This is a genomic window from Mucilaginibacter sp. BGA-UO-ETr-C110 (genome assembly GCF_059567985.1).
Genome location: NZ_JCAQPB010000002.1, coordinates 378,888 through 392,492, shown reverse-complemented (window position 1 = coordinate 392,492; position 13,605 = coordinate 378,888). Strand labels below are relative to the sequence as shown.

Sequence of the window (13,605 nt, the reverse complement as noted above, 5' to 3'; positions counted from 1 at the left end):
TTTTGACCACATTAGTCTGTAATAAATTTTTCTACCTTTGAAGCGCAATTACAAGCTAATGGGATAGCTACGCCAATGCAAAATAAGCGTTTGGTAAACTATTCCTGCCGTTACACAGGAGGTGATTAATATTGATTTGATTGATACTAGTTACAAAGATTTGTGCTTTAAATAATAATTAGCTGTCAGGTGATCATGATGAATGATACAGATAGTTTGCCACAGATGATAAGGGATTGGAGATAAAACAAAGAGTTTGTATTTGCATAATTGCATAAAGTACATGGATTTTAAAAATTTTTATAAAAGTTTATTTTTTTTAATACTCTTTTTTTCTGCTTCATCATTATTTGCGCAAACTACTGTCATAACCGGTACAGTTACAGATGCCAGCAACAGACAAACCCTTCCTTATGTTGTTGTATCGTTTCCGGGTACTTCTACTGGTGTTGCTACCGATAATAATGGTAAATACCGACTTTCGACCACAAACGCTACACTTAAACAAATAAAAATTTCTTTTTTAGGTTACAAAGATGCTTTTTTAGCTGTAGAGCCCGGTAAAGAGCAGGTTATAAACGTAAAGCTTTTTCCTTCGGCCAAGCAATTGAACGAGGTAGTGGTAAAGTCGGGTAAAAAACCTAAATATCGCAATAAGGACAATCCCGCTGTTGAGCTGATACGCCAGGTTATCGAAAACAAACCTAAAAATCGTCCTGAAGCTTATGATTATGTAGAATACCGTGAATATGATAAAATGATGTTCGGGTTTATCAACGTATCAGCCGCGTTTTCAGACAGAAAATTCTTCAAAAAGTATAAGTTCATCATCGATAATCGCGACAGTACCATTTTACCCGGAAAATCGATATTACCGGTTTACCTGGACGAAAAATTATCACAAAATTATTACCGCAAAAACCCCGAAAAGAAACGCGAGATTGTTTTGGGCCAGCGTGGTGTAAACTTCGGACCGGCAGTTGACAATGAAGGTGTTAAACAGTATTTCAAACACCTGTACAACAATGTGGATATTTATGACAATGATATATTTTTGATCACCAGTCAGTTTTTAAGCCCGATATCCAACAATTCACCTAACTATTATAAATTCTTCATAACCGATACCATTACCGATGCCAAGAATCAAAAATTGGTTGAGTTAAGCTTTACACCCCGTAATAGTAACGATGTGCTTTTTGAGGGGATGATATACATTACCCTTGATGGTAATTATGCTGTACAAAAAGCGGTACTGAAGATCAATAAACACATTAACATCAACTTTATACGCTCGATGGAGGTTGATCTGGATTTTGAACAAAACCCGGATAATCGTTATCACCTGAGCCGCAGTAATACTATAGCCGAGTTTGGGGCTACCAAAAAGGAAGGTAAAAGCGGGCTGCTGGGTATGCGCACTATTACGTATAAAAACTACGTGGTGAATCACCCACTTGCGGATACTGCTTATACCAAACAATCGGAAGAATCAACAGATGAGGCCAAAACCAGGACTGCCGATTTTTGGGCGCATAACCGCCTGGATACCTTAACAACCGCCGAATCCAAAGTTTACAAAAATGTGGATAGCCTCCGCAACATGCCATCATACAAGCGTACTGTGGATATTGCCACACTGCTTCTTGCTGGTTATAAAGGTTTCGGTAAATTTGAAATAGGCCCTGCCAACACATTCTATAGCTTTAACCCGGTTGAAGGCTTACGTTTGAGGCTTGGTGGGCGTACCACACCGGAGTTAAGCAAACGCTACTATTTTGAAACGTATGCCGCTTATGGCTTTAAAGACGAAAAGTGGAAATACTTTTTAAGTGCTACCTATTCGCTTAACAAAAAATCCATCTACAAATTCCCGCAAAATTATATCAGGGCAAGCTACCAGAAAGACACTAAAATACCGGGAGCAAACCTTCAGTTTGTGCAGGAGGATAACTTTTTGTTATCATTTAAACGTGGTACCAATGATAAATACCTGTACAATGATTTTTATCGCCTGGATTATGTACATGAGCTGGAGAGCCATTTATCCTTTGGAGCAGGGTTTAAAAATTGGAAACAAATGCCTGCCGGGTCGCTATATTTTAATAATGTGGTGGACGGACAGCCTAATGTTATTCACTCTTTAACCACTACCGAACTTACCGGAAGCATCCGCTGGTCGCCTCATGAAGAATTTTATCAGGGTAAGATCTATCGTATACCTATTCCTAATAAATATCCGACATTGGAGCTTGATTATGCTTCAGGCGTTAAAGGTTTGTTTAATGGCGAGTATAACTACCAGAAACTTGATTTCAGGATCGACAAACGTTTATACCTGTCGCAATTGGGATATTCAGACCTGAATATCTCAGCTGGAAAAATATTCGGGCAGGTACCGTTCCCGTTGTTAACCATACACCAGGCTAACCAAACGTATGCTTATGATATTGATTCTTATAACTTGATGAACTTTTTGGAGTTTGCCAGCGATAAGTATGCGAGCTTCAGGATAGACCATCACTTCGGCGGTTTCTTTTTCAATAAAATACCTTTGTTGAAAAGATTAAAATGGCGCGAGACTTTTTCGGCAAAAGTATTGTATGGTGGTTTAAGTGATAAAAATAACCCAAACATTCATCCCTCATTATATCAGTTACCGATTGATGCTAATGGGTTGCCGATCACTTATGCACTGGGCAAAACACCTTATGTTGAAGGTAGTGTTGGTGTCGAAAATATATTTAAATTTATACGGATTGATTACGTGAGACGATTTAATTATTTAGATCACCCGGATGTTCCGAGTTCAGGTATCCGTGTACGTGTCAAATTTGATTTTTAATTTTGTATAGCGAAATAATTACAAAAAAATGGAACAGCAAACATCAATAAGAACAAACCTACAGCTAGGTATTTACAAGGTTATTGATCCCTTTGTAAAAATTCTTATCAAAGTTGGGTTAACCCCAAATGCAGTTACTTCAATTGGTTTTGTGTTAAATGTAGGCGTAGCCGCCATATTTATATTAGGCGCCGAAGAAGGTAACCGTGGCGACCTGAGCTATGTGGGCTGGGCCGGCGGTTTAATTTTGTTTGCCGGTTTATTTGATATGCTCGACGGACAGGTAGCTCGTTTAGGTAACATGAAATCAACCTTTGGCGCTTTGTATGATTCGGTGCTTGACCGTTACAGCGAGTTGATCATGTTTCTGGGGATCTGTTATTACCTGGTTGCCCACCATTATTTTGTAAGCTCAATAGCTGCTTTCATTGCGCTGATAGGTTCTATGATGGTAAGTTACGTAAGGGCCCGTGCCGAGGGTTTAGGTGTTGAGGTTAAAGGTGGATTAATGCAAAGACCCGAGCGTGTAGTAACCATTGGCTTATGTGCCGCTTTAAGTGGTATAGTGGCCCAGTACATTGGCGGTAATTATAAATTATTTATACCCGGTATTAAGTTTCATGTGTTTGAAACCATATCTATATTCACCATTCCATTGGTGATACTGGCCGTGCTTACTAATATTACCGCGTTTAACAGGTTAAGAGAAGCCAAAAGAGCTTTAATTGAAGCAGAGAAAAGATAATTAGTTTTAAGTGGTGAAGTTTTGAGTGATGAGCTCTCAAAATCCAAAACTCAAAACTCGGTACTCAAAACCAAGCTAAATATCATATCTTCGTAACAATTTAATAAAGGTATTTACACATGAGTAAATCTTTATTAAAATTGAACCCAGTTAGGTTTTACTGACTTATATATTATTAAAAAGACAATAACAGGCAGAGAAATCATCAAAGTTTTAAAACCTGATATGCTATGAAAAAGAATTATGTCTCCAATTCTCAGGAGTCTGTGAGAATGTTTAAAAGCGACTTTTTAGAACTTTTATCAAAGGTACATTATACCGTACCCTTGTATATTTTTGTACCTGTTATTTTAGTATGTACTTACGAAGCTTTTTTTGAAGCGGGAATGAGCTTTTTGCTATATGCCGGTTTGTTTATAGCCGGTTTATTCATCTGGACCATTGTTGAGTACATTATGCACCGTTTTATTTTCCACTATCAACCAAACGAAAATTGGAAGTGGGCACAAAGGCTGCATTTTATAATGCATGGCGTTCATCATGACTACCCAAGCGATGCCAAACGTTTGGTATTGCCACCGTCATTAAGCATTCCACTGGCTACGGGGTTTTACTTTTTGTTTAAAGCCTTGCTGCCGGTAAACTACATATTCGGTTTTTTCCCGGGTTTTATATTAGGCTACCTGTTTTATGATATATCGCACTATGCCATGCATCATTTTAACTTTAAAAGTGGCCTTTTCAAAAGAATCAAACAACACCACATGCTGCATCATTACCAGGATCCTGAAAAAGGTTACGGTGTGAGCTCTCCGCTGTGGGACAAAATATTCCGTTCAGGTTTTCTAAAAAAATAAGGGTGGATAGTACCGGGCATCATAGCGTAACGGTTAATACAAAAAGTATATTAACTGTTTCACTTCTTTCAATAGGTTATTTACTGATCTCCTATTTCCTTATTGGCTATAACTCATCAGAGTTGATACTCGTAGCCATATTTAATTCGCTATTTTACCTATCAGGAGTTACGCGTAAGTTCATATTGGGCTTCAGTATATTCATCGTGTACTGGATCATATTTGACTATATGAAGGCTTTCCCAAACTACCATTACACAGCCGTTCATATAGCCGATCTGTACAATTTTGAAAAGCACATCTTCGGGATACATAACAATGGTAAATTATTAACCCCTAACGAATACTGGCGCATTCATGGCACAACCTTTATGGATGTGGTAACAGGTTTATTTTACCTATGTTGGATACCTGTGCCTTTAGGTTTTGCCGCCTTTTTATTCTTTAAAAACAAACGGCAATTTTTATATTTCTCGTTCACCTTTGTACTGGTGAACCTGCTGGGCTTTGTTATTTATTATACATTTCCGGCTGCACCGCCATGGTATGTTCAGTATTATGGCTTTCATTTTACGCCATTAACAGCGGGTAACGTAGCTGGCCTGGCCAAGTTCGACGCGTATTTTCATGCAGGTATATTTAAATCCATCTATACCAAAGGCTCTAATGTATTCGCGGCTGTGCCATCGCTTCACTCCTCTTACCCGGTTATTGTTTTGTATTACGGTATAAAGAATCGGTATAAGGTTGCCAGTGTATTCTTTGCCATTGTGATGTTGGGTATTTGGTTTACCGCTGTATATGCAAGTCATCATTATGTATTGGATGTTTTGGCGGGTATTACTACAGCTGTATTGGGCATATCCCTGTTTAACCTGTTGATGGCCAAAGTAAAATGGATGCAAACCTCCATTGATAAATACGAGCAGGTTATTTTATAAGTGATAGGTAAAAACTGCCTACTTATGCAAAGTACATTGAGCGCGGGCTACATAATTTACGATGATCTTAATTATCTTATACCTTTATAAAACCAAGGCTTATTAAATGTTACATAAATTTACCTTTCACTTTCTTTTAATCTCGTTTGTTATTTCAGTTACCGTGTTATCATGCAAAAAAGAGCAAAAGGTTGATCCAATCCCCAAGCCGACCATTGTTACCTTAAAGGACAGTTTAATGGAGGGGGGAGGTGTAAGGTTATTTGGTTCATTGATACCTGATGCCCAGATTACCGACTACGGATTTGAATACGGCGAGGACAGTTTATTTGTAAAGAGTACAAAAATTTCACTTGGCATAAAGGTAACTGCAAACTTTTACACTGACATTTTACAAGGACTTAAAAGCGGGCACAAATATTTTTTCAGAGCATTTGAAAGCTTAAACGGAGCCGAAAAACAAGGAGCTGTATTGTCATTCATATCACAAGGGAGTAAGCCAATTCTGATCACTCGTATAACACCTGCAACGGCCGACATGGGGGATACCATAACAATACATGGCAAATACTTTGATATTAAAAAAACAGCCGTTTATTTTGATGCATATAAAGCTTCAGGAATAAGTATTACAGATTCTGTGATTACTTGCATAATTCCTTATATGAATCAGCGCTATAGTAACAATTTAACGCTAAAAGATGGCGATAGTACCAGGTCTACTTATCATAATTACCAATTATCCACACCCATTATCACCTCTTTTACCAATAAAAAATTTATAGGTGATACAGTGGAAATCATCGGCAATCATTTTGACCGGGTTGGTAACTTTACCACAGAGGTTGATTTTGGCACAGTTAAGGCACAAATTATAGGAACCAGTAAAAATAAAATGACGGTGATTGTTCCTACTATTTATAATACCCCTGTACCCATTACAGTAGTTGCTCAATTTCAAAGCGTTACCAGCACATCACTATTTTCATTAGCCAGTCCTGCAATTTCACAAGTACCGGCAAGCGCTAATACCTTAGATTATCTGGTCATCAACGGTAATAATTTCTTCCCATCTGCACAATATGATTACAATAAGGTATTTGTAAACGGGGTAAAAGCCAATATCTTTACAGCAACGCGTAATAGCATTAAAATCAGAATACCCGAAGCACCTTATCCAACCCGGACAGCCTCTATATCTGTAAATGTATTAGGACAAACAATAAATTATAGTGGTAGCGTAAATATTACTGATAAATGGCTCATGATGGCAAATAATCTACCTTTCGCGAGTCCTGTTAACAGTACTTTTGTGATAAATAACGAAGCCTATACCCTGGCACCGCTTGGGGGCATTGGCAGTATCTATGTATTTAAATTCGATGCGAAATCAAATACATGGTCGCAGTATCAGGAATTAGCTGCACTCAATGGTAATATTCAGGGAGTAACCGTAGTAAGCTCAAAGGCATACATTTATTCAGCTGCAGCCAATGGCACCTTCTGGCAATATGATCCGGCGTCCAAACAGCTAACCGCCAAAACACAATTTCCCGGGGCAGCCAGAAATGTTCCCACGCTTTTTTCGGTAGGAACTACAGTTTATATGGGCTTTGGTGTTGATGTGGGTGCCTTTAACGATTTTTTTGCCTATAATACCCAAACAAACTCCTGGAAAAAGATAAGCGGATTCAACAGTCCTTATTTTGATGGTGTTGCCGGCAGCTTTGTTATTGGCGCTAAGGGCTATATTGTTTATAAAACCTACAACGGTAATTGGCTGGAACAATACGACCCTCAAACCGATACCTGGACAGCAAAGACTCCCTTAGTAAATGCCTTCGGTACCGCTAGTTGCTTTACACTTAATAATATGGGCTATGTTTGCGGGGTAACTACCGATAATTATAGCAATAACTGTTTTCAATATAATCCAATAACTGATACCTGGACACAAAAACCACAGGTTGGTTTCGGAAGTTATATATCAACAAGGAGCTCTTTCGGCCTTGGTTCAAAAGGTTATGTATTGACAGTTAACACAAACGGAACTGCAACCACACTATATAGTGCCCTTGTAAACGATATTCAATAAAAGTATATTAGGTATGTGACAGTACGTAAACTCATTATTTATTGCTATTGTGAATATACTTCAATCTTCACCGGTGTACCGTATCAGACCAAACTTTGGGCAAAAAAGCAATTTGATCAATACAATTATTGTACTATTTACTATACCATCCCTGTTTTACGAAAAGACAATCTCTTCTTCCCGCAAATATTTGGGCCCTAACTGTATTACAGAAATATCTTCTCAGTATAAAAAATTACAAATCGCTCAATATCACTAATATTTAGGTTGATATGTTGGAAACAGGCACACTATTTGACAGTATATACTCAAATTAACTGTTGATACGATAACCCTGTACATGAAGAAACTGATTACGTGCCTTTTCATCCTTTTTGCCGGATTGCGATTATCAGCGCAAGCGGGTGACCTGGATAGTCTTAAACAAAAATTACAGATCACTAAAGATTCGTTAAAAGGCCCTATATATGTTGAGATAGCTAACCAGTATCTATTAAAGAATGATACCATCAGCAGCCGGCGATTCAGATATTACAACCAGGTAGAAGCATTAAACTATACCATGCTGGCCCTGCATAACTTCTCTAATATTTCTGACACCTTGGGTTTACGTGCCTGCTATAATAACTTATCAAAAATTTATCGCCAGCAGTATAAATATATCCAGGCCAAATGGTTCATTCTGCAATCAAACGCCATATCCCGACAAAAGAAGGATGTGCCCAATATCATTACTTCTTTAATTGAGCTTTCAGCTATCAAAGCTGATATGAAAGATTATAAATGGGCCATGCGCGATCTGAATGAAGCCCTGACACTTTCAATAAAAAACAAAGACCCAAAAAACGAATCGGCTGTTCAGGTTGGCTTCGCTGGCTTATACCGGCAAATGAAGGATTTTGATAAAGCCTCGCTGGCCATAAAACGGCACGAGGAGATTGATGACAGCCTCCATCAGACCGAAATTGACCGTTTAGCACGTATCAATACCCAGGACTCTGTCCAGATCAAAAAACGGGATTTAGTCATCGTCAAAAAAAAAGCACCTACCTCCAACAAGAAAAAGCCCTCCAAAACAAGCTCAGTCAAACGCATAGCCTCATTGTAGTACTTATTGTATCGCTTGCGCTGATCTCCATAGCTGTGATCATTTATTACAGGTGTCGCAGGCACGGTAAATGGCGGTTACGCATAAGAAAACCACGATCATAAACGTTGCTTATATCGCCCGGCTACTTTAATTAAACCTTTGCCGGGAAAATTGTCATACTGTAAGATATGAGGAAATTGATCGTTAAAACCATTTTTACTGTTGCCGCTCTACTTTCGTTTTGCACAGTTTATGGGCAAAGCAGGCAATTTAAAAATGAGTTTTTATACCGGATAAACTTAACCAGGCAAAAAGGCTGTAATTGTGGTATAAAATATTACGCCCCTGCCCCACCTTTAACCTGGAATGATAAGCTGCAGGATGCTGCCGAAGAGCACGCAAAAGATATGGCCCGACAAAATTATTTTGACCATACCAGCAAAGACGGCCGCAGTATGCAAGACCGCATCATTTCTGCCGGCTACAAATTTAAAGGCTATAAAAGCTTTGCCATTGGCGAAAATATAGCAGCCGGGCAGCAGAGTATTGCCGAAGTAATGGACGGCTGGTTTAAAAGCGAGGGCCATTGCAAAAACCTGATGAACCCTGATTTTAAAGAAGTAGGTGTTGCTATGTACCGAAATTACTGGGTACAGGATTTTGGAGGGCGCGAGTCATTTTCTCCAGAGCAACAAAGGCTTATCAAATCGGGTAAGTACCGCATGGTGCAGCAACCTTCAACCAGCCACGATTAGATCAATGTGCGGATGTGCAAATTACAGATGTGCAGATTATTGAATAGCAATGTTGATTTATTCGGTATTACCGGCTTTTATCCTGCATTACATAACCTTCTGTGCAAAAGTACTGAAATACACCGCGTCGATCCACGGCAATCCTAAAGTCAGCTTTTCAAAATTCCCTAAATTCAAAGTGCATTTACACTTACTTTTGTTAATTTTGGAATTAATGCTACCCGCTACCAATCATACGCTTGAAAAACTGGAACTGCTGCTTAAATCGGCCGGATACAGGGTGCGGTATGAAAAAGGTAATTTTAAAACAGGATCCTGTTTATTGCTCAACAGTCGTATGGTGATTGTTAACCGCTTCTCGAACCTGGAAAGCAAAATATTGGCCATTGTTGAATTGTTGCGAGAGCTTGAGGTAGATTACAAACTGCTTGACGAAAAACAGGTTGCGTTTTTGCAGGAGATCAAACAAACTAAACTGCAGCTGTGACCATAACATTTTTAGGAACCGGAACTTCACAGGGTGTGCCTGTTATTGCCTGCGGCTGCGAGGTATGTACATCAACCGATGCCCGTGATAACCGATTGCGTACCTCCATTTTAATAGAGGCCGAAGATAAAACTATAGTGGTTGATTCCGGACCCGATTTCAGGTATCAAATGCTGCGCGCCGGCGTAAAACACCTGGATGCCATTGTATTTACCCACGAACATAAAGACCATATTGCCGGGATGGATGATATCAGGGCGTTTAACTATAAGCAAAACAGCCCTATTGATATTTACGCGGATCTAAGAGTACAAAAAGCCCTGGTACGTGAATTTCCGTATGTTTTTGACGGGACGGGATATCCCGGCATTCCGCAGGTGATGATACATCCTATTGACTTGCACCCTTTTCCAATTGGCGATACCATTTTTACTCCGATCGAGGTTTTACATTATAAACTACCCATATTAGGTTTTAGGATAAAGGATTTTACTTATATCACCGATGCTAAAACAATACCGAAAACGGAAAAAGAAAAGATAAAAGGAACAAAAACTTTGGTGATCAATGCGCTACAAAAACAAAGTCACATATCGCATTTTACCCTTGATGAAGCTATTGATTTTGCGAATGAAGTAGGCGCCGAGAAAACCTATCTTACCCATATCAGCCATCGTTTAGGTACTCACTTTGAGGTATCAAAAGAATTACCAGTAAATATTGAACTGGCTTATGACGGTCTGAAACTCATCATTTGACCCAGGCTAACAACAACACTGGTGTTTAACATTTTGCAATAAAATAAGTAGAAAATAAGATAATTTTCGCACAAAAAAAAACAATATTTGTAGGCATCCGTTTGGGTACATAATATGTACTTATTCGGATAGCAAGCCCCTATTAGATGGAATATATTGTTTACGTAAGCACGGCCAAAAGGCTGTTGACTGAAGACGAGCTTTTAGATTTATTGACTACTGCGCGCACCAAAAATAAAAAGCATAGCGTTACAGGCATGCTGCTATATTGCCAGGGTACATTTATGCAGGTTCTGGAAGGCGAAAAAAGTTCTGTTGAACTAATTTACAAAGCTATTGAATTGGATACCAGGCACAAAAACATCATTAAACTGGCTTCCGGAACTATTGAAAAGAGAAACTTTCCGGACTGGTCAATGGGTTTTGCCTCTGTAAATTCAGAAACCCTGCAGGAAATTGAAGGATTTCTCAGTTCTCCCGATTTAAACTTAACCCGCAATTCTGAACATATCACTGTGAATATGCTTAAAACCTTTGTTGATAGCCATAAATTATATATTTCCTTTTAACCTCCACTTTTATATATACATAAAGCCCCCTTTATGATGTACTACAAGTGATAAAACAATAACTATTAGCTAATGTTTTATTAAATTGGTGTTTTATTTTAATTATAATTTAACAAACTCTGCATGCAAATTTATAATTAGTTATTTAATTTATCAAGAATTAATAAAATTTACTGCGAAATCATAATTTAATAAAGCTCACCTTTTCAATTGCGCCTTTATATTTATTTAAATGCCCGGTATTACGAACATTAATTTTACCTTTTATAGTAATAAATCTCTTATTGATCTGGGTAAATGTGCCATTGTTATATTGAAACAGCCCTACCCGGGTCCCGGTTAAATACAGTGGGCACTCCTGGCTAAAATCAACCCATAAGGCTTTTTTTGTTGAATGATCGGCAAAAAGACTATCATTCAACAAAGCCGATTGCTCAACCCCTTCTACATACTTTCCGGTAACCTCCACATACTGACCATTGTAACTCTTAAGGTGATTTACCAATTCTGTAAATTCAATTTTTTTAAAAGCTATCCCATCATTACAATTACTTTCAAAAACCTTGGGCTGTTTGCTGCATGACAATAACAATAACGGAATTATGGCAGGAAAGAACAACTTGCTTATTTTACCGGATACCATAACATCAAAAAAAATCAGTTTTATGAATATAACGAAAAGATCTTCAGTATAGTAGCAATATCTGCTAAGTAGCCTGATTATTACACAATAAATATGATTTGATGGGGATATGGACAATCTGTGCTAAATGCTTTTATAATATTATAATTAAGCGCTACATTTAGCTATCAATCATACCAATTATATGAAACTGAAATTAATGTTTATGGGCCTGTTGCTTTTTGTGACAGCAGCAAAGGCGCAGCAAAAAATTATCCAATTGTACCCGGGTGCGGCTCCGGGTTCCGAAAAATGGAACTGGACCGAAGGTGTAGCCGAAAATAAGCTGTTTAACGTAAAGTTAGTGTATAATGTAGTGCATCCATCGATGGAAGTATTTTTACCCGATCCGGCAATTGCCACAGGCACGGCCGTTGTTATCTGTCCCGGTGGTGGTTTCGAGGTACTCTCTATCAACAGCGAGGGTAATGAGGTAGCCAAATGGCTTAACCAGCATGGCGTAGCCGCCTTTGTATTAAAATACAGATTGACACAAAGCCTCACTGACGACCCGATGAAAGAGCTCGCCACAAACATGGCTAAAAAAGATTTTGAACAAAAAATAAGTAAAATAATCCCTTTATGTATTGCTGATGCCAGGCAAGCCATAAGCTATGTACGTGAACATGCTGCCGAATATGGCTTATCGACATCACATATTGGCATTATGGGTTTCTCGGCGGGAGGCACTTTGGCCGCGGCAACAGCATATAAATATACACCGGCCAACCGGCCTGATTTTGTAGCGCCGATCTATCCTTATTTTCCTCCGGCATTGCAATCCGCCATTCCGGAAGATGCACCACCCCTGTTCCTAACCGCGGCTACCGACGATGATCTGAACCTCGCCCCGCATAGTGTTGATCTGTATTCCAAATGGCTTGTCTCCAAACATAGCGCCGAGATCCATTTGTATGCCAAGGGTAGCCATGGCTTTGGTATGCGTAAGCAAAATATCCCCACAGATACCTGGATAGAACGTTTTAACGACTGGCTGGGTTTGAAAGGCTTTTTAAAACCGATAGATCCAAAAGCCAAATCACTACAGGAAAAACAAGAACAGGCAGAGGCCAATCATAAAAAATATGATGACCAGTTGCATAAAGACTGGGCCAACATTAAACGCTATGCCGCCGATAACGACAAAGTAAAGGCACAAGAAGCTAACCCTAAAAGTGTGGTTTACATGGGCGATTCGATTACTGATTTCTGGATCAATAACGACCCGACATTTTTTGCAGGTAAGTCTTGGTATGACCGTGGTATCAGCGGACAAACTACTACCCAGATGCTGGTACGTTTCCGTGATGATGTGATCAACCTAAAACCTGGGGTGGTAGTGATACTGGCAGGCATTAATGATATTGCCGAAAACAATGGCCCTATCAAGCTGGAAGATGTTTTTGGTAATATACAATCCATGGCCCTGTTGGCTAAAGCAGCTGGTATTAAAGTAGTCTTATCGTCGGTATTGCCAGCATTTGATTTCCCATGGCGCCCGGGAATGCAGCCTGCCGAAAAAGTAGTGCGCCTGAATGCCATGATCAAAGACTTTGCCGACAAAAACCATATCGTATATCTCGATTACTTCTCGGCTATGGCTGATGAACGTAAGGGTTTGCCCAAATCATTATCGGGAGATGGCGTACACCCCAACCTGGCCGGTTACAAAGCCATGGAACCACTGGCCGAAAAAGCGATTGCCGAGGCTTTAAAACGCAAATAAGAGGAATTAATCTACCTCCCTCCTGACTATGAGGGAGGTAAATTAACCCAATCAT

12 protein-coding genes are annotated in these 13,605 nt (G+C 39.1%); 11 read left to right on the top strand and 1 reads right to left on the bottom strand.

What is annotated here, in order from left to right; translation table 11 throughout:
• Positions 1-283: 283 nt before the first annotated feature.
• From AC57BQ_RS03120 to AC57BQ_RS03075, 10 genes are all read left to right on the top strand, one after another.
• Positions 284-2,845 carry a DUF5686 and carboxypeptidase-like regulatory domain-containing protein gene (locus tag AC57BQ_RS03120; RefSeq protein WP_090464657.1) on the top strand — a complete coding sequence of 854 codons (2,562 nt, stop codon included), beginning with the start codon at positions 284-286 and terminating at the stop codon, positions 2,843-2,845.
• 28 nt (positions 2,846-2,873) lie between these two features.
• Positions 2,874-3,590, top strand: a complete 717-nt coding sequence (locus AC57BQ_RS03115) for a CDP-alcohol phosphatidyltransferase family protein (RefSeq protein WP_076373710.1) — start codon at positions 2,874-2,876, stop codon at positions 3,588-3,590.
• A gap of 230 nt (positions 3,591-3,820) precedes the next feature.
• On the top strand, positions 3,821-4,447 hold the full coding sequence (locus tag AC57BQ_RS03110; protein ID WP_090464654.1) for a sterol desaturase family protein: 627 nt from the start codon (positions 3,821-3,823) through the stop codon (positions 4,445-4,447).
• Between the two features lie 2 nt (positions 4,448-4,449).
• Positions 4,450-5,388, top strand: a complete 939-nt coding sequence (locus tag AC57BQ_RS03105) for a phosphatase PAP2 family protein (protein ID WP_496404879.1) — start codon at positions 4,450-4,452, stop codon at positions 5,386-5,388.
• Between the two features lie 106 nt (positions 5,389-5,494).
• A complete protein-coding gene (locus AC57BQ_RS03100; protein WP_496404878.1) occupies positions 5,495-7,483 on the top strand; it encodes an IPT/TIG domain-containing protein in 1,989 nt (662 codons plus the stop codon).
• 340 nt (positions 7,484-7,823) lie between these two features.
• A complete protein-coding gene (locus AC57BQ_RS03095; RefSeq protein WP_496404877.1) occupies positions 7,824-8,591 on the top strand; it encodes a hypothetical protein in 768 nt (255 codons plus the stop codon).
• 170 nt (positions 8,592-8,761) lie between these two features.
• Complete coding sequence (locus AC57BQ_RS03090) at positions 8,762-9,328, top strand: CAP domain-containing protein (protein ID WP_496404876.1); 567 nt, start codon at positions 8,762-8,764, stop codon at positions 9,326-9,328.
• A 49-nt stretch (positions 9,329-9,377) separates the two neighbouring features.
• A complete protein-coding gene (locus AC57BQ_RS03085) occupies positions 9,378-9,815 on the top strand; it encodes a hypothetical protein (RefSeq protein WP_496404875.1) in 438 nt (145 codons plus the stop codon).
• Entirely contained in the window at positions 9,812-10,573 is a 762-nt protein-coding gene (locus AC57BQ_RS03080) for an MBL fold metallo-hydrolase (protein ID WP_496404874.1), read from the top strand. The genes AC57BQ_RS03085 and AC57BQ_RS03080 overlap by 4 nt, the downstream gene beginning before the upstream one ends.
• Before the next feature lie 146 nt (positions 10,574-10,719).
• Positions 10,720-11,142 carry a BLUF domain-containing protein gene (locus AC57BQ_RS03075; RefSeq protein WP_496404873.1) on the top strand — a complete coding sequence of 141 codons (423 nt, stop codon included), beginning with the start codon at positions 10,720-10,722 and terminating at the stop codon, positions 11,140-11,142.
• Between the two features lie 181 nt (positions 11,143-11,323).
• Here the strand turns inward: AC57BQ_RS03075 and AC57BQ_RS03070 are convergent, their stop codons facing one another.
• On the bottom strand, positions 11,324-11,647 hold the full coding sequence (locus AC57BQ_RS03070) for a hypothetical protein (RefSeq protein ID WP_496404872.1): 324 nt from the start codon (positions 11,645-11,647) through the stop codon (positions 11,324-11,326).
• 322 nt (positions 11,648-11,969) lie between these two features.
• Here AC57BQ_RS03070 and AC57BQ_RS03065 point away from each other — a divergent pair, with 322 nt between their 5' ends.
• Positions 11,970-13,550 carry a GDSL-type esterase/lipase family protein gene (locus tag AC57BQ_RS03065; RefSeq protein WP_496404871.1) on the top strand — a complete coding sequence of 527 codons (1,581 nt, stop codon included), beginning with the start codon at positions 11,970-11,972 and terminating at the stop codon, positions 13,548-13,550.
• Positions 13,551-13,605: the final 55 nt, after the last annotated feature.